This window comes from Streptococcus pseudopneumoniae IS7493, from assembly GCF_000221985.1.
GTDB classification, from domain to species: domain Bacteria; phylum Bacillota; class Bacilli; order Lactobacillales; family Streptococcaceae; genus Streptococcus; species Streptococcus pseudopneumoniae.
In genome coordinates this window covers 848,747-866,393 of sequence record NC_015875.1, presented here as the reverse complement: position 1 = coordinate 866,393, position 17,647 = coordinate 848,747, and the positions used below count along the sequence as shown (strand labels likewise).

General features: G+C 40.2%; 12 protein-coding genes, 1 tRNA gene and 1 other RNA gene. 3 read left to right on the top strand and 11 right to left on the bottom strand.

Going from position 1 to position 17,647, the window contains the following annotated elements; translation table 11 throughout:
- Positions 1–7: 7 nt before the first annotated feature.
- The 6 genes from SPPN_RS04445 to SPPN_RS04420 all read right to left on the bottom strand — a co-directional run bounded on the left by SPPN_RS04445 (position 8) and on the right by SPPN_RS04420 (position 7,119).
- The gene (locus SPPN_RS04445; protein WP_000627741.1) at positions 8–1,501 is read right to left on the bottom strand and encodes a type I restriction-modification system subunit M; all 1,494 of its coding nucleotides are present in this window, start codon (positions 1,499–1,501) and stop codon (positions 8–10) included.
- A 354-nt stretch (positions 1,502–1,855) separates the two neighbouring features.
- Complete coding sequence (locus SPPN_RS04440) at positions 1,856–3,022, bottom strand: ATP-grasp domain-containing protein (protein ID WP_001108597.1); 1,167 nt, start codon at positions 3,020–3,022, stop codon at positions 1,856–1,858.
- A 12-nt stretch (positions 3,023–3,034) separates the two neighbouring features.
- Positions 3,035–3,775 carry an esterase family protein gene (locus SPPN_RS04435; RefSeq protein ID WP_000546814.1) on the bottom strand — a complete coding sequence of 247 codons (741 nt, stop codon included), beginning with the start codon at positions 3,773–3,775 and terminating at the stop codon, positions 3,035–3,037.
- An 18-nt stretch (positions 3,776–3,793) separates the two neighbouring features.
- Entirely contained in the window at positions 3,794–4,618 is an 825-nt protein-coding gene (locus SPPN_RS04430) for an alpha/beta hydrolase (RefSeq protein ID WP_001076726.1), read from the bottom strand.
- Positions 4,619–4,753: 135 nt separating this feature from the next.
- Entirely contained in the window at positions 4,754–5,968 is a 1,215-nt protein-coding gene (gene thiI, locus SPPN_RS04425; protein ID WP_001200060.1) for a tRNA uracil 4-sulfurtransferase ThiI, read from the bottom strand.
- 8 nt (positions 5,969–5,976) lie between these two features.
- On the bottom strand, positions 5,977–7,119 hold the full coding sequence (locus tag SPPN_RS04420) for a cysteine desulfurase family protein (protein WP_000638900.1): 1,143 nt from the start codon (positions 7,117–7,119) through the stop codon (positions 5,977–5,979).
- A gap of 138 nt (positions 7,120–7,257) precedes the next feature.
- Here SPPN_RS04420 and SPPN_RS04415 point away from each other — a divergent pair, with 138 nt between their 5' ends.
- The gene (locus SPPN_RS04415; protein ID WP_000073942.1) at positions 7,258–7,689 is read left to right on the top strand and encodes a DUF6556 family protein; all 432 of its coding nucleotides are present in this window, start codon (positions 7,258–7,260) and stop codon (positions 7,687–7,689) included.
- A gap of 43 nt (positions 7,690–7,732) precedes the next feature.
- Here the strand turns inward: SPPN_RS04415 and SPPN_RS04410 are convergent, their stop codons facing one another.
- Positions 7,733–10,036: a DNA translocase FtsK gene (locus SPPN_RS04410; RefSeq protein ID WP_080564663.1), complete on the bottom strand. Its 2,304-nt coding sequence runs from the start codon at positions 10,034–10,036 to the stop codon at positions 7,733–7,735.
- Between the two features lie 491 nt (positions 10,037–10,527).
- Between SPPN_RS04410 and SPPN_RS04405 the strand changes: the two genes are divergently transcribed.
- Positions 10,528–12,849 (top strand): hypothetical protein, encoded by a 2,322-nt coding sequence (locus tag SPPN_RS04405; RefSeq protein WP_000188013.1) that lies wholly within the window; start codon positions 10,528–10,530, stop codon positions 12,847–12,849.
- Between the two features lie 92 nt (positions 12,850–12,941).
- Here the strand turns inward: SPPN_RS04405 and SPPN_RS04400 are convergent, their stop codons facing one another.
- From SPPN_RS04400 to SPPN_RS04390, 3 genes are read right to left on the bottom strand one after another with little or no spacing between them, the layout of a single operon-like run.
- Complete coding sequence (locus SPPN_RS04400) at positions 12,942–14,900, bottom strand: fructose-specific PTS transporter subunit EIIC (RefSeq protein ID WP_000701453.1); 1,959 nt, start codon at positions 14,898–14,900, stop codon at positions 12,942–12,944.
- Positions 14,897–15,808, bottom strand: coding sequence for a 1-phosphofructokinase (gene pfkB, locus SPPN_RS04395; RefSeq protein WP_000640796.1), 912 nt, complete (start codon positions 15,806–15,808; stop codon positions 14,897–14,899). Before pfkB ends, SPPN_RS04400 begins: the two co-directional genes overlap by 4 nt.
- A complete protein-coding gene (locus SPPN_RS04390) occupies positions 15,805–16,545 on the bottom strand; it encodes a DeoR/GlpR family DNA-binding transcription regulator (protein WP_000920650.1) in 741 nt (246 codons plus the stop codon). Before SPPN_RS04390 ends, pfkB begins: the two co-directional genes overlap by 4 nt.
- Before the next feature lie 161 nt (positions 16,546–16,706).
- Between SPPN_RS04390 and SPPN_RS04385 the strand changes: the two genes are divergently transcribed.
- Positions 16,707–16,794 (top strand) — tRNA-Ser (locus SPPN_RS04385).
- Between the two features lie 187 nt (positions 16,795–16,981).
- On the opposite strand, the gene ssrA is transcribed toward SPPN_RS04385, so the two are convergent.
- Positions 16,982–17,329: a transfer-messenger RNA gene (gene ssrA, locus SPPN_RS11945) on the bottom strand.
- Positions 17,330–17,647: the final 318 nt, after the last annotated feature.

Genomic DNA, 17,647 nt, shown 5'->3' with positions numbered 1-17,647 from the left:
CACCTCCCTACTTGAGTAATTTTTCTAATTCAGCCAAGCCAGCTTGAATTTCTTTTTCTAAATCATTGATTTTCTTTAAGATGACCTCTGTTGGTTCATACTCAACTTTTTCATACTCAATCTCTTTATATTTATTGATAGACAAATCATAATCATTTTCCTTTATCTCATCAACTGGAACAAAGAAAGATTGATCCGTTCTCTGACGTTCTGCTTCTTTTTCAAGATGATGAAAGCGTTCGATAATATCTGGAATATCATTGTCGCTAATCGGTTGTCGCTTATCATCCAAACTTAAACCATCCGCTTTCATATCGTAAAACCAGACTTTGTCAGTACCACCATTACCAGTTTTTGTAAAGATGAGAATGGCAGTTGAAACTCCAGCATAAGGCTTGAACACACCACTAGGCATTGAGATTACAGCATCAAGCTTATGATTCTCTACAATTTCCTGACGAATTCCTTTATGAGCTTTAGACGAACCAAAAAGGACACCATCAGGTACGATAACTGCTGCTCGTCCACCTGGTTTTAAAGTTCGCAAGAAAAGAGAAAGAAAGAGTAATTCTGTTTTTTTGGTTTTTACGGTTGCAAGAAGGTCATTAGAGGTTGAATTGTAGTCAAGTGAGCCCTTAAAAGGAGGATTTGCTAAAACCAAAGTATATTTATCGGCTTCTTCATTATCTTGAGACAGCGAGTCAAGGTAACTGATTTGTGGATTTTCTACTCCATGTAGCATCATGTTCATCGCCCCAAGTCTCAGCATAGTCGTATCCGTATCATTTCCATGAAACATCTGATTATGAAAATGATTGATATTATCTGTATTGGTTTCCCATTCATCTTTCTTACGTTTTAGGTAACGGCTAGCAGATACTAAGAAGCCCGCAGACCCCATAGCGGGATCTGAGATAATATCTTTGATAGTCGGTTGCATCAACTCAACCATCATATCGATGATGTGACGAGGCGTACGGAACTGTCCATTTTTACCTGCGGTTGACAATTTTGATAACAGATATTCATAGATGTCTCCGATATCAGTAATACTTTGTTTATCGTTATCAAACTCTACATCTAATCCCCTAGTGGGAAAAGCATCTAAGATAGAGATTGCCTTTTGAAGCGTAGCTGGTTTATTTATTTGGAAAATAGCCTCTCGCATATAGCGTGAAAAGGCTGTATCATCTGTGTCTCCCTTGAGATTTTTAATAAAAGGAAAAATCTCCTGAGTCATTAAACGATAAACTTCCTGAGCATCTCCTATATTTTTAAAAGTTGACCAACGGTATTCAGGTTTATCTTTTGGAAAAACTCCCTCATAAGGAATCCCTAGAAATTCAGCATCACTTTCACGTCCAAGCTCGACACTATCCAAATCTTTCATAAATAAGAGATAAGTCAACTGTTCAATATTTGTTAAAGGATTTGCGTTTCCTTCTGTCCAAAGAATTTCCCACAACTGATCGATTTTATTTTTTAATTCGCCTGTAATCATAACTTCCCTTTTCTTTAGTTTTAAAACTTAGTAATATCATTATTTTATCAGATTTCAAACAAAGCTTCAATTAACTATATCTATGCGTCACCTGAATATTTTAATAGACTTGTTTGGTATCTTGAAAACTATATCATATAGGTGTCGTCATGGATCCTTTTAGCTGATTTAAGGATACAAAAACATAATACTATGACTCAATTGAAATATTAAAATTCAATTTCTGACCACCTAATCCTGCTTCAAATAGTTATCGAACAAGTTTTATGATAGCTACCTTGTTAGGATGCTCTTATTTTTTATCAGACAAAACAAAAGGATTAAGAAAGTCATTTTCCTTAACCCTATAGTCCCTTAAGCCTGACGTTGTCCGAAATCTGCAATCATCTGATCCATTTCTTGTCGACTCGGGGTTGTCAGCATATAAAGGTAATCTCCTTGAAGTTCCGCAAAGGCAGCTGGCATGATTTTTTTAACCTTGAACTGCTGGCTATATTTGGCAAGCAAGTCCTCCTCAGAATAGACATAGTGAGCATTTGCACGGCGAGAAGTAGCCAAACAATACTGAGCTTCAAAGTCTGACGCTGGGAACTCTTCTCCTGCTACAATAGCAGCATATCCACGATAGAGATCCAAAGAGTGAGCAAAGTTATAAACATCAATGGTGAAACCACCTGCAGGACGGTTATTGTACTCAATGGCGATATAATCGTCTCCTTCGCGGAAGAATTCGATATGGAAGAAACGTTCTTTCATGCCAAATTCCTTGACAATTGCCTCACCATATTTACGTAATTTAGGATCCATATCCTTGAGAACGTAATAAGAATTGTCCATCTTGTAAATCATGAGATCAAGCGGTGTATAGGCGTAATCAAAGGTTGTTGAGAAGACAATTTTACCATCCTTGTCCACAAGACCATCAAAGGTGCAAATTTCGCTGGAAGAGACAAATTTTTCAAAGAAATAAACGGTCGAATGGTCCCATTCTTGCTTGAAGTGATTGATATCGTCTTCTGTCTCAAGTTTAAAGGTTGCGGCTGCTCCCACTCCATTATCAGGTTTGGCAATCATTGGAAGACCAATTTCTTTCACTGCTTGATCAACATCTGCTTCCGTTTTGATAACAGCTCCAGGTACTACAGGAACACCTGCTTTTTTGAAAAGCTTCTTCATTTCAGACTTAAATTTCGTCTTTTTGAGATCCTCTGGTTTGGCACCAAAAACATTGAATTGCTCACGAAGACTTGCATCTAACTCAAGCCAGTATTCATTATGGGATTCGATGCGGTCAATCGGGCCATGTTTATAGAAAAGGAAAGCAACTGCACGTTTGACTTCATCTATATTTTCAAGATTATCAACACGGAAATATTCGGTCAGGCTATTGCGCAAGGGCTCATCCAATTGCTCATAAGGTTCTTGGCCAATCCCCAAGACGTTGATTCCTTTGTTAGCTAGTTCAATCGTAAACTGTTGAAAGTTTTGTGGATAGTAGGGAGAAATAACAAGGTAATTCATAGGTCACTCCTTTTATAAATAGAGATTGCCGAGGAAATAAGGCATTTGTTTGCGCCACCATTCCCAGTCGTGGGCGACATCGTGTCCCCATTCAGCAAACCAGACTGGAATTTGTTTCTGGTCAAAGGCTTCTTTAAGCTTGTAGAAGGATGGCAAGCCATCTTGTTCCCAGGCACCGAGACCCGTACACAACACAATCTCTGCCTGACGATAACGATCAATAAACCAGCCGTCGTTCTGGTTCCAGATATAATCTACTGGCGAGTTTTGGTAAATAGCATCGTCATTGTAGTAATCGCCGACAAAGAAACGTGCGTCGTAAACACCACTAAGAGCGATCACTTTGGTAAAGACATCTGGATGCTGAAGGAAGAAATTGAGTGCATGGTAGGCTCCCATAGAGCAACCTGTCGTCATCATGCCATCAAACCAACCTGTCTTGTGCTTGATAAAAGGAATGGCCTCCTCAATCACATAACGTTCGTAGGCACGGTGCATTTCCGCTTGGTCGTGACCGTTTTTCCAAGTGGCCAACCAGCTCTCACTGTCTACACTGGATAGGGTAAAGAACTGAACACGACCTTCCTCGATAAAGGAAGCACAGGCATCAATCATGCCAAAATCATAGTATTCATTGTGACTACCACCTGATGAAGCAAAGACCACAACTGGAATCCCAGCATGACCATAACGATTAAGGTACATTTCACGGTTAAGATTGCCACTCCAGTGGCTAAGGTTTTCAATATGCATATTTTCTCCTTTCTTACTTTACCAGTTTTCTGCAAAAAATCTCAGACAGTCTGGTAAATTCTCCGACCAAGGGATTTCACTATGGATGGCACCAGACTGAACTTTCAAAACAAGATTGCCCAAGTGTACTCCCCCTGCTATCAAATCATGGTAATAACGAAGCGATGAGTCGATATAGGCTTGTTTGATATTGCCAGCCATCAAGGTCTTGTCTGTATCATCCGCTTCTTCCGTTCCTACATAGATGAAGATACGCTGGTCAGGCGACAGTTTCTGGCGCTCGATATAGCGGTTAAAGGCTTCTTGGTGGAGCCAGTTAGCAGATGAAAAGACTCCTAGACAACCAATTTGGTCTTGGTATTCCAAACCGATAAATTGGGTAATATTTCCTCCTAGTGAGGAACCAATCATAGCCGTATGTTGGCGATCAGCTTTGGTACGGTAGGTCTCATCGATAAAAGGTTTGACTACCTCCATGACAAACTCGGCATACTCCACACCCTTACCGCCAAACTGCTGCCCTGGGATAGGAGATTCTTGGAACTTCCAAGCCGCATACTCATTCATCCGCCCCATACCATCATTGTCAATAGCAACGACAATCATGCGACTGATATCAGGATTACGCTTAATAGCTGGGATAATCTTCCATGAATGACCAATGAAAGACTCCTTGCTATAAAAAACATTTTGCCCGTCATGAAAGTAAACAACAGGATAGGAACGATTCGTGTCTTTCTCATAATCTTTAGGCAGAAGAACACGCACACGGCGCTCCTTACCTGTATAAGGAACCTTGAGTTTGTGTTCTTTCATTTTTAGATAAAAGTAGGATTGATTCATTGTCAGAAAACTCTCTATATTCAAAATTTATTCTTATTATATCACAGTTTAAGAAAAAAAGTCAGTTTTTCTTCCATTTTTGGATTAAAAACTAACTTTTTCATTTAATTTTCTAAATTCTTTTGGATTTTCTGATTAGAGCAGATTGTCAATCAAGTCATCGACTTCATCTTTTTCAGCCTGCGGTGTGATCTCAGTAATCATAATTCCAGCCACTGCTCGCTCAACTAAACCTTCAACATCCATACGTGCTTCATACTGCTCTGCATTCTTAATCTTAGGATTAGTCTTTGGACGATCTGGCGCAAAAATCGTACAGCAGTCCTCAAAAGGCTGGATAGAAATGTCAAAGGTATCGATTTCCTGGGCGATGTCAATGATTTCCAACTTGTCCATGGTAACCACAGGACGAATGATGGGAGTGTTGGTCACAGCGTTAATAGCCTGCATGCTTTCCAAGGTCTGGCTAGCTACTTGACCAAGACTTTCCCCATTGATAATAACCAAACCATTTCGTACCTCACGAATACGGTCGGTAATCCGCATCATAAAGCGACGAGTCAAGGTCATGAGATAGGCTTCTGGCGCCTTGGCCTTGATTTCCTCTTGAATCTCTGTGAAAGGCACCTCGATAAACTGGATATTTCCCCCAAACTTGGTCAATTTACGAGTCAAATCTTGGGCTTTTTTAAGGGCTCCAGGACTGGTGTAAGGTGGACTGGCAAAGTGAACTGCTTCAATATCTACCCCACGCTTAAGCGCTAGATAACCTGCTACAGGTGAGTCGATCCCTCCTGACAGCATGAGCATGCCTTTACCTGAAGTTCCAACTGGCAAACCACCAGCCCCACGAATAGTTTCATAAGAAAGATAGGCTGCTTCTTCACGGATTTCCACCTGAAGATTGATGTCAGGACTTTTCATTCGAGCTTGCACATTTGGAATGGCTTCGAAAACAGCTCCTCCAAGTGTTTGATTGAGTTGACGACTATCCAACTCAAAGTTGTGGTCGCTACGCTTGCTAGAAATTTTAAAGGTCATACCATCCTTGTAGATGTCCTGCATAATCTCTTGGACAGCAGACTTCAGAACTTCTACAGATTTTTCAACCTTATAAACAGGGGAAAAGTTTTGAATTCCAAAAACTTGTTTGAGCGATTCTGCTACTGCTGTGTAATCTGCTCCATTGAGGTATGCATGGGCACGGTCGCGATCTGCTGTTACCTTAACTTGGGGATAGATAGACAAAACGTCTGAAATATTATTACGAAGTTTATTGATGAAACGCATACGGTTTTTGCCCTTGGTTGACAGCTCACCGTAGCGAATCATAATTTCTGAATATTGCATGAATGCTCCTATCTTACTTTTCTAGTTTGATTGTAAATCAATTTTAACTTGGTCAAAAACTGCTCGACCTGACTCATATCATTTTCAAGGTCTAGACTAAGACGCACAGCTGAATGGGCCTTATCTTTATCCACTCCCATGGCAATCAAGGTGCCTGCAGGTTTTCCTGCCTTGGACGAACAAGCCGAGGTCGTTGAGATAAAAATATCATAGTCTTCAAAGGCGTGAACAATGACTTCTCCACGAACACCCTTGATTCCAAAAGTCAGGATATGAGGGGCAAAGTCTTCCTCATCTGAAAAGACAAATATATCCGAATAGTCCAGAAGTGCTTGACGAATCACTGCCTTCATCTGGCCAGTCTTGCTAGTGAAGATATCTAGCTTTTCCATAGACAAACGGAGAGCCTTGGCTGTCGCAGCAATCCCTGCCACATTTTCAGTTGTCGAACGGTAATCACGTTCCTGACCACCACCTGTCAACAGAGGCGTAATTTTCTTACCAGACTTGATATAGACAAAACCAACACCACGAACTCCGTGGAACTTGTGACCAGAGAAAGTCGCGAAATCCACTCGTTCTGTCAGATACTTTTCAGTCGGAATCTTGGCAAGCGCCTGAACCGCATCAACGTGGAAGGAAATAGTCGGCTTGTCTGCCAATAGTTTTGAAATAGCCTCAATAGGCTGAATAGAGCCAATTTCATTGTTAACTGCCATGATGGAAACAAGGGTCGTATCCGGTCGTATCAAATCTGCTAACGCTTCAACATCCACAAATCCTTTGTTATCAACTGGAGCAAAATCCACTTCAAAACCTTGACTTTTCAACCAGAGGGCTGACTCTTTGACTGCCGGATGTTCAATGGATGATACGATGATGTGCTTGCCAAACTGGGCTTTTTCAAAGGCCACACCCTTGATAACCCAGTTATCACCTTCTGTCCCACCAGAAGTAAAGAAGATTTCATCACTTTTCTTGCCAATCAAATCTGCAATTTGCTGACGGGAAGCATCTAAAATTCGTGTTGCTTGGTCTCCCAAACGATGGAGACTAGATGGATTTCCTAAAATTTTTGAAGCCACCTGTATATAGGTTTCAAGGGCTTCAGGATAGGGCTTGGTCGTCGCCGAATTATCAAAGTAAATCATGTTTTCTCACGCTTTCTAAAATCACTCCTTCTATTGTATCATGAAACGGAGCCTGCGACAAGAAAGGGCAATTCCTCTTTTTTTAAGATTTTTTTAAAGAAATGCGGTATAATAAATTTTAATCAAAGGAGAGAATGTATGTCTAATTATCGTAGAACTTCAAAACCAAAAACAGAACACATCAAAAAAGGCTTTACAGTCTTTCAAAAAACCGTTGCTACAATCGCTAGTATCCTTGGCTTGATTACCGCAAGTATCACGATTATGAACGCCTTGGATAATAACAAAAATACTAAAAAGGAACCTACAACAAGCCAGACGACAACAATTGTCAAAGAAATTCAAAAGGAATCCCCTCAGGAAAATACTAGTCCCAATAAGGAAAATAAGACTTCTCAAGAAAAAACACAACAAGAAGAAACGCCAAAATCCAGCGTCAAGGAAGAGAAAAAAGAAGAGCAGAAAGCAGCAACTCAGGATTCTTCTACTTCTACTCCAAGTAAACCTGCCACTGAAAATGAAAAACAGTCCAATAATACACCAACTTCGGAAAATAAAACTAATCAATAATCACTAAAATAGCTTCCTTCCAAATTTGGAAAGAAGCTATTTTTTATTGCTGCAATACTTTTCTTGGTTTGGTACCTTCAGCTGGACCGATGACACCTGCCATCTCAAGTTCTTCCATGAGGCGGGTCGCACGGTTAAATCCAACTGATAAACGACGCTGAATCATAGATGCGCTGGCTTTCTGCGTCTCGATGACTAAAGCTTTGGCTTCTTCAAAAAGCGGATCTCCACCAGATTCACCATCTGAAAATTCACCTTCATTTTCAGAAACTTCACCTGGATCAAAACTCTCATCGTAGTCCGCATCTGCCTGAGCCTTGATAAAGTTTACGATACGTTCGACATCGTCATCCGAGATAAAGGAGCCTTGAAGACGAACTGGATGATTTTCATCAATCGGTTTAAAGAGCATGTCTCCTCGACCAAGCAGTTTTTCTGCTCCATTCTCATCCAAGATAGTACGGGAGTCTGTCCCTGATGAAACCGCAAATGCGACACGAGATGGGACATTGGCCTTGATCAAACCAGATATGACATCAACGGATGGACGCTGGGTTGCAAGAATCATGTGGATACCGGCAGCACGTGCCTTCTGTCCGAGACGAATGATAGCGTCTTCCACTTCCTTGCTGGCAACCATCATGAGGTCAGCCAACTCATCCACAATCACGACAATGAGCGGTAGCGGAACCTGCTTGTACTCAGACTGGGCATTGAACTCTTCTACCTTGGCATTAAAGCCTGCAATATTCCGAACTCCCACCTTGGCAAAGAGTTCATAACGATTTTCCATCTCATCCACGACCTTTTTCAAAGCCTTGCTGGCCTTACGTGGATTGGTCACGACTGGAATCAAGAGGTGGGGAATATCATTGTAAACAGACAATTCAACCATCTTGGGATCGACCATCATAAATTTAACTTGGTCAGGTCTCGCCTTCATGAGGATGCTAGCGATAATGCCGTTAACAGCTACTGACTTCCCAGAACCCGTTGAACCTGCAACTAGCAAGTGGGGCATTTTGGAAAGGTCAAAAGCTCTTGCAGTGCCATTAACCGCCTTTCCTAGAGGAATTTCCAAGAGATTTTCTGCTTTCGTTTGCGATTGTTCCCATAGTTCTCGGAAAGAAACTGTCGCAATCTCAGAGTTTGGTACCTCAATTCCCACTAAAGATTTCCCAGGAATTGGTGCTTCGATTCGGACATCCTTGGCTGCCAAGGCTAGAGCGAGATCATCTGCTAGATTGGAAATTCGGTTGACCCGTACTCCCACTGCTGGCTTGACTTCATACTTGGTCACTGATGGCCCAATTTCAGCCCGTTCAACCGTTACCTTGATACCAAAGCTAGCAAAGGTTTCTTCTAGAATTTTGATATTTTCCCGAACGATTTTCTTCTCTTTAGACTGGTCTTTGGGTTTATCTGGTGCAAAGAGTTGTAAACTTGGAAGTTTGTATTCAAGGGCTTCTTTGGCTGAAAAATCGACCTGAACATCTTCATCATCTGAGCCATCTTCCTGTTCAGCGAATTCAAGTTCAGCTTGAGACAGGATGATTTCTGGTTCCACCCACTCTTCTTCTGGAAAAGGTGGAGCGTCAAGTACAACACCTGCTGTCAGAATTTCACCCGTTTCCATATCAACAGGAGGCAAATCGAGTAAGGCTTTTTCAGCCGCTTCTTGTTCTAATCTAGCCTCTTTCTCAGCCTTTTGGCGAGCTTTTTCTTCTTGTTTGACAAAGCGTTCCTCTTTTCGACGCTCATGTCCTTCCCTCCATTTGGCAAAGCCTCTACTGAAAAATTCAGCAATATCATAAACAGACCAAGGACTGACTAGGAGAGTACCCACTAAAATCAAGATAGAACCAATAAAATAAGTACCAATATTTGAGAAGAGAAAGGCGATTGGCACATAAAGGCCAACACCAATCAAGCCACCTCCAGCAAAACTGGTCGTTCGAAAACCAGTTAAATCCGTCACAACCTGAGCCATGGTCCCTTTTAGAACGGACTTGTCCAAACCATATTTCCAAACCAAGTAGGCCTCAAAAATCAGGAGCAAACCTGCAAATATGGTGAAAAAGCCAGATAAGATCCCTTCCTGTTTTCGTATCCACTTGAAGAAGAAGAGATAGAGCAGGATACCAAATATTGCCAAATAGGCTAGGCTACCCACCAACAAGCGAATTAAATTGTAAAGGGTTATACCTGCAGCCCCTAATTTGAAAGCTGCGAAAATCAATAAAATCGCGATTCCCAACGAAATCAACATTCGTTGAATCGCTTCTTTTCTTTCGAGTTCTGCTTTAGACGATCTCCGTCTTGTTTTACTTGTATTCTTGTTTGCCATTCTTCTATTATACCATATTTCACAGCCATTTCAGGAAAGGTCAATATTCTCCTTGGATAGTTCAGTATTAAGATATTCAAATAAAATTTTCTTATCCATAGTTTCCCTCTCTAAGCAATTTCAGAACATCTTTTTGATAGCCTTTATAATCCAGCTGACTGTTCATCAAAAAAAGAAGATATGCAAAGTTTTGAAATTTTGATATAATAAAACTATCAAAAAGTAAAGGAATGATTGGTATGAACGCAATCACAGCTCACAGCTCACAGCTCACAGCTCACAGCTCACAGCTCACAGCTCACAGCTCACAGCTCACAGCTCACAGCTCACAGCTCACAGCTCACAGCTCACAGCTCACAGCTCACAGCTCACGCTGATTATGTAATCGGACGTGTTTTTTGTCAAGCACTAAAACAGGCTTTTTCACATTTTTGTGAGGAAGTCTTTTCTGTTATTTATCAACTCCATGAGCTGATTGTTGGAGGTGTAAAATGACACCTCTAGCTATTGATAGAAGTTGGCAATCTGGAAATGAAAGAGCTGACAATTTATTTTTCTGGAGAAATTTCGGTTTTGATGAAAAAGATATTTTAATCGAAAATACTGATGGTATCATTAACGGAGCTCTGTTTGAATTTAAAAATAGCATTGCTGATCTTAATGCTGTGCTTGTTCAAGCTATCCACTATCTGTCTAAATTAAGAATTAAAGGTGGTATTCCTATACCAAGCAAAATCGTTTTAGTTGATATTAATAAAAATCGTGCTAGTGTTTATGATGCAACTCAATATCGTTTAGAAATTTTACAAAATTATACAAATAGTGCATCAAAAAATGTCAATCAGAAGACTTTAAAAGATGCTACTAATCCTGAAAAAGTAATTGAATTTGATGTTTTTCAACCAAATAGCCCTAAAAATCGTGAATTGCGTGAATTATTCCAAATAGACAAGTATCAAAAGTTTGAAATTGATTTTCCAAACATTTTAGGGTGGGCTAACTACATATACCGCCACGATAAAACAACAACAAAATCTCAAATGTTTGAGATGCTCAAACAACCATCTAATTCAATAGTCGAAAACTATATCTTACCTTGGTGTGGAGACGAAAGCGATTTTGACACCGTGATGGACGCATTAAATGACCCTGCAAATAGAAAAGATTTAGGAGCCTTTTATACACCATTACCTTATGTTAAAGAAGCAACTAAACTTGTTCGTCAAGCTATTAGCAGTCTTCCTAAAGGTATGGACTATGTTATTTTAGATAGATGTGCTGGTACAGGAGCATTAGAGTACTATTTAACTGAAGAAGAGTTAAGCCATGTTATCTTGAATACTTATGAAATAAAAGAATGGCTTGTTTTGTATAACAAATATATTGGGAAGGTACGAGCTATCATACCACCACTTTCAATGGTACAAGCAAACAAGGGAAACTTAGTAACAGGTGGGGATGCCTTAGCACAAGAGTTTTTATCAATTCCAATGGAAACAGATGGAAAACATAATACATTACAAGAAGTCATAGATGACAAAAATGTTGCGATTATTGGTTTTGAAAATCCCCCTTATTCTAGCGAATTAGCTCGTGCTCAAGAAGGAAATGTTAAATCGATAGATAAATCTAGCCATATAAGGAAATTGATGTCCGATGAATTTGTTGGTGATAGTAACCATGCAAAAGATTTGCTAAATCAATTCGTTTGGTCTTTTGAAAAATACTTTATGAGAGATGAAAACGACTATTATATTTTATTTGCTCCTGTTAAGTATTGGAAATCAGTTGGTCTGATGCAAAAAATCTTTATTGATGGTTTTCTAGCAAACAGAGGGAACTTTAAAGCACAAGAAAGTTCCGTTTTGGTAGCACTTTGGAAAAACGATCAAGATAACGAAACTGAAAGTATTACTGTAACTGCTAAAGAAATATGGAGAGATAATAAAAAATGGGGAACTGGGAAAGGAGCGACAGTCATTGATGTACCTGAGGATGCTATTCTTAAAGATGTGAAGCATGTCACTATAAAAAAAGTATACAAAACGCTAGGAGAATACTATTCTAAAAAGTTAAAAACAGATGTGTTATCTAAAATTGCTACTGGCTACGATGGTAAAGAAGTGCCATTAAAAAGCTATGGAAAACCTGTTTATAATGACAATATTTTAGCGGTTATAGAAGCCAGTGGTTTTGGTACTACTCCGCAGGACATAAGAATGACTAGAATTGCTATTTATCATGGACGAGGTAGTCAAGTTAGAACAAATAATTACGCAGAGCAAACTGCTTTGTTTGTTGCCAAGCAATACCCTCAAAAAAACTGGTATGAAAGGGATGTTTACTATACAACTGCTGATAAAGGGGATTTGTATACAGAGGATACAGATTTTCTTAGAAAAGCTACATTATGGACTTGTATCTCTCAAAAAAACCATTGTTTGAGCTTTGATGGTTCTGATGGAAAGTTTTATAATAACGAAATGTGCCTAGATGAGAACTCTCTAGTTCGTAAAGAATTGGTCCAACAAGAAAAATATGGAAAACTTGATAGAACTGACTTAATGTTGCTAGGTGTCTTCGATGAATTACTTGAACTAGCTAAAAATACTCAAGAATATAATCCAAAATACAATTATGGTACTTATCAAATTGAATTGGACATAAATACATCATACAAAGATGGTAATGATAAAAAGATATTCAACAATGAAAAAGTTAACACTAAACTAAAAGAACTTAAAACAAGGTTAGCTGAATACTACGAAAATGAACTTGAAAGTAAATTATTTGAGTATGAACTATTGAAATAGTGAGAAGACGATTTCCAAACGGAAATCGTCTTTTTCGATATTGTTGAAATACTACAGTTTGTGGTTAGTTTAAACTGGTATATAGTTCCCTTTTATTTCACTGCTTGAGGTTTGCGTAGGTAACCATAGACCACACCACTTACAATTGCTCCTACCAAGACAGAAACGAGGTAAAGAAGAGCATTTGAAGTAAGCGCGATAACGAAGATTCCTCCATGTGGCGCCATGAGTTTGATACCAGTAAGACCAACGAGGCCACCTGCTACTGCTGAACCAAGGATGAAGCTTGGAATCGCACGAGCTGGGTCAGCGGCACCAAATGGAATTGCTCCCTCAGTGATAAATGACAAGCCCATGATGATGTTTGTCAAACCAGAGTTGCGTTCTTCCTTAGTAAATTTATCTTTGAAAAGAAGAGTTGCGACAAAGATTGCAAGTGGTGGCACCATTCCTCCAGCCATAACTGCTGCCATAGCCACAGAACCACCTGAAGAAACAGTTGCTGCAAGCGTACCTGTACCAAAGACATAGGCAGCTTTGTTAACTGGTCCACCCATATCGACAGCCATCATTCCACCAAGGACGATACCGAGAAGGACAGCTGAACCGCCTCCAAGACCGCCTAGGAAGTCATTCATAGCAGTGTTGATTGCTGCCATTGGGATATTAACAGCTAGCATGACAAATCCTGTCAAGATTGTTCCAAGAAGTGGCAAGAGAAGGATTGACTTAGCACCTTCAAGTGAACGAGGAACTTTAACGTATTTCTTGATAGCAAGAACCAAAGCACCTGCGATAAATCCACCCACAAGGGCACCTAGGAAACCAGATGAGACACCTGCAAGAGTTGAAGTTGCTTCACCACCTGCAGCATAAGGAATTTTACCAAATGCAAAACCTTCTTTGGCAATAGCACCAGCCACGAAACCTGCTACCAAACCTGGTTTTTCAGCGATAGAGTAGGCAACATAACCTGCAAAGACTGGAAGCATCAAGCCAAAGGCTGCACCACCAATTTTCATGAACATAGAAGCTAGTTCATGGTAGGAACCAAGACTACCAAGATTTTCATTTGGAACACCCAAAGCACCGTCAATCAAGAAGGCAAGGGCAATCATGATACCACCACCGATAACGAATGGTAACATTTGAGAGACACCACTCATCAAGTGTTTGTAGAAGGCACCACCAAGGCTTTGTTTTTCGTTAGAGGCTGTTGCGGCTTTGGCACCATTAGCGGCACGGTAGACTTCCGCATCTCCTGAAATAGCCAAGTTGATCAATTCTTCTGTCTTACGGATACCGTCAGCAACTGGACGATTGATCAATGGTTTTCCATCAAATCGATCCATTTCAACGGCCTTGTCTGCTGCAATGATAACAGCTTTAGCCTTACGGATGTCTTCCGCAGTTAGTTGGTTGCCAACACCGCTAGCACCGTTTGTTTCGACCTTAATGCCAACACCCATTTCAGCAGCCACTTTTTGAAGGGCTTCTTGGGCCATGTAAGTGTGGGCAATACCTGTCGTACAAGCTGTAACAGCCACGATAAAGTCAGCAGATTCATTGGCAGGTGCTTGAACAGGTTCCTCAGTTTTTTCTGAAGCTTTGTCAAAAAGTTCAATAACTTGATCAGCTGATGTTGCTTGACGAAGTTTATCAGCAAAGCCGTCTTTCATCAAGTATTGAGACAATTCTGCCAAGGCTGCCAAGTGAGTATCATTGGCGCCTTCTGGAGCTGCAATCATGAAGAAGAGGTCAGTTGCCTGCCCATCCAAGCTTTCGTAGTCAACTCCCTTGTTTGACTTAGCAAAGAGAACCGTTGCTTCTTTGACAGCAGCGTTTTTGCTGTGAGGCATTGCTATTCCGTCACCCAAACCAGTAGAAGTCAAGGCTTCACGCGCCAAAATGCCTTCTTTAAAGGTTTCAAAATCTGTTACATAACCGTGGTCTGTCAAACTTTTAATCATCTCCTCGATGACAGCTGTTTTTTCAGTTGCCTGCAAATCCAGCAACATGACATCTTTTCTCAATAGGTCTTGAATTTTCATCTTTTTTCTACCTCAACTTTTTCATATGTTTCTTTAATAAATTCTGCTGTTGCCAAGTCATCTGAGAAGGTGGTTGCCGTTCCGCAAGCCACTCCCCATTTGAAGGCTTCTACTGCGTCTTTTGATTTGACAAATTCACCTGTAAATCCAGCGACCATAGAATCACCAGCCCCAACTGAATTTTTAACTGTCCCTTTGATTGGTTTAGCAAAATATGATCCCTCAGATGTTACCAGAAGGGCACCATCCCCAGCCATAGAGATAATGACGTTTTGAGCTCCTTTGGCCAGTAACTGACGAGCATAGTTCTCGATTTCATCTAAACTTTCGAGTTTCACTCTAAAGATCGCTCCAAGTTCGTGATTATTTGGTTTGACCAAAAGTGGCTGATAGTCCAAACTATCAATCAAGGTCTGTCCTTCAAAGTCACAAACCACTTGCGCACCAGTCTGGCGCGTCAAGGAAATCAAATCCTTATAGATAACATTGCCTAGATTTTTAGCACTTGAACCTGCAAACACAACCGTATCTTCTGCTGTCAGACTAGATAAAATAGCTTTCAATTCTTCTAGCTGAGCTGGTTCCACATTTGGACCCCTTCCGTTGATTTCTGTTTCTTGGTCTGCTTTGATTTTAACATTGATACGAGTATCTTCTGCCACTTGGACAAAACGTGTCTCGATTTCTTCATCAGCCAAAGTATCTGTGATAAATTTACCAGTAAAGCCACCGATAAATCCCGTCGCTGTATTTGGAATATCCAAGCGTTTCAAGACACGACTGACATTGATTCCTTTCCCACCAGCAAACTTATCATCACTGTCCATACGATTGACACTACCGACTTGGACTTGGTCCAAACGAACGATATAGTCAATGGATGGATTGAGTGTGACTGTATAAATCATACTTCTATTACCTCCGTTTTCTCCTTAATAGCCTGCAAGAGCTCATGCCCTTGGCTTGTGATAACAATAGCTCGCTTGAGTGGTGCTACCTTGGCAAAGCAAGTTTGTCCAATTTTAGACGAATCCACCAAGACATAGGTCTGTTTGGCATTCTCTAAAATAGCACGCTTCACAGCCCCCTCCTCCATATCAGGAGTCGTATAATAGCCATCGTCCACACCATTCATCCCAATAAAGGCACGGTCAAAGTGCAATTGGTTAATCTGGTTGAGAGCAACGCCCCCGATACTAGCATCCGTCGCTGTCTTGACGCTTCCTCCAACTATGACAGTTGGAATCTGCTTTTCAACCAACTGAGCGGCATGGTGAATGGAGTTGGTCACAACAGTAATATTCTTATTGACCAATTCATGAATCAAAAAGGCTGTAGTTGTTCCAGCATCGATAAAGATGACATCTTGTTCCTTGATGAGAGAAGCAGCTTTCTGAGCCAGCAACTTCTTTTCTTGAAGGTTTTTGACAGATTTCTCTTGAATGGTTTCTTCTTCCTGCAAGGAATGAGGCAATTCTGCTCCACCATGCACGCGACGAAGCTTGTTTTCTGCTTCCAATTCATCCAAGTCTCTTCGAACCGTTGATTCTGACGTTTCTAACAAACTAACTAATTTTTCTAGAGAAACTACATGATGTTGATTTAACTCCTCTAAAATCAGTTGCTTCCGCTCTGTTTTTAACACCGAATCACCTCCTGTTATCGTTTACACTATTCATTCTATCACACTTTCTTTTAAAGTCAAGCATTTTTTATCATTTTCTTCCAAATTCTATCATTTTTCTTATTTACAGAATTTTTATTGCAAGATAAGGACCTTTATGGTAGACTATTTAAGTAAGTATTGGAAGATTACTCAAGAGGCTTAAGAGGCCGTGTTGGAAACGCGGTAGGCGTGTAATAGCGTGCGTGGGTTCGAATCCCATGTCTTCCGTGGAAAAGAAAAATTATTTCTAGGATGCAACAAATGTTGTATCCTTTTTTGTATCCCTTTTTTACAAATAGAGTCTGTTTTAGGGGCTGACTTTTTAGCAAAAGAATACCAAGGAATACCAAAGACAAAAACAAAAAACGTTGATTTAACAACGTTTTACCAAGGAATGCAAAAGAATGCAAAGGAATAATGGAGCCGGTGGGAGTCGAACCCACGTCCAAACACCTGCCAACATATTTGTCTACAACCATAGGTTATGTATTAGTTTAACAGCCCCTCGACACATAACTCAAGCCTAGAAACTGCGAGTCTATCAATCTCTTATCAAGCCGCTAGACAAGACTCAATCGTATCTCGCTAATAATAAGACCTGTCATTGAACACGAGCAATCCAAATCGGGTCACGCCTGCTGGTTTTTAGGCAGCTAGAGCGTAAGAAGTGTTATTTTTTGCAGTTATATTTAACTGAGCGTTTACGTCGCCACACGAGTCGCAAAATATGCCTCATAATGCCTGTCGAATCCGTAACGACCCCAAAAGACAATAAAACTATTATACCTTATCTAACACAAAAATGCAAAAAGAAATCACATACCTAAAAAAGATACTATTCGAGAAATTTAGCAAACTGGGATACTAACTACAACTTTCTCAGTGCATAACTTTACGATTATGAATAGAACTTACGAAATCCAATTAACACATACCTAAGATGAAGCTATCTGTTTTGAAGAAATTCACGAAGAGAATTATTCTAAAATACTTTCAGATGAGAATTTTCCTACTCTCTTTGTTTCAATCCATTTGAGTTTAAAAACTATAAAATCAATCCTTATATTATTCGGACTACGTT

Bases quoted from the DNA above. Each gene is read 5' to 3' on its own strand.
- SPPN_RS04435 (WP_000546814.1), bottom strand. From the start codon at position 3,775: ATGCATATTGAAAACCTTAGCCACTGGAGTGGCAATCTTAACCGTGAA.
- SPPN_RS04400 (WP_000701453.1), bottom strand. From the start codon at position 14,900: ATGAAAATTCAAGACCTATTGAGAAAAGATGTCATGTTGCTGGATTTG.
- pfkB (WP_000640796.1), bottom strand. From the start codon at position 15,808: ATGATTTATACAGTCACACTCAATCCATCCATTGACTATATCGTTCGT.
- SPPN_RS04420 (WP_000638900.1), bottom strand. From the start codon at position 7,119: ATGATTTACTTTGATAATTCGGCGACGACCAAGCCCTATCCTGAAGCC.
- SPPN_RS04430 (WP_001076726.1), bottom strand. From the start codon at position 4,618: ATGAATCAATCCTACTTTTATCTAAAAATGAAAGAACACAAACTCAAG.
- SPPN_RS04405 (WP_000188013.1), top strand. From the start codon at position 10,528: ATGACACCTCTAGCTATTGATAGAAGTTGGCAATCTGGAAATGAAAGA.
- SPPN_RS04445 (WP_000627741.1), bottom strand. From the start codon at position 1,501: ATGATTACAGGCGAATTAAAAAATAAAATCGATCAGTTGTGGGAAATT.
- SPPN_RS04415 (WP_000073942.1), top strand. From the start codon at position 7,258: ATGTCTAATTATCGTAGAACTTCAAAACCAAAAACAGAACACATCAAA.
- SPPN_RS04440 (WP_001108597.1), bottom strand. From the start codon at position 3,022: ATGAATTACCTTGTTATTTCTCCCTACTATCCACAAAACTTTCAACAG.
- thiI (WP_001200060.1), bottom strand. From the start codon at position 5,968: ATGCAATATTCAGAAATTATGATTCGCTACGGTGAGCTGTCAACCAAG.
- SPPN_RS04410 (WP_080564663.1), bottom strand. From the start codon at position 10,036: ATGGCAAACAAGAATACAAGTAAAACAAGACGGAGATCGTCTAAAGCA.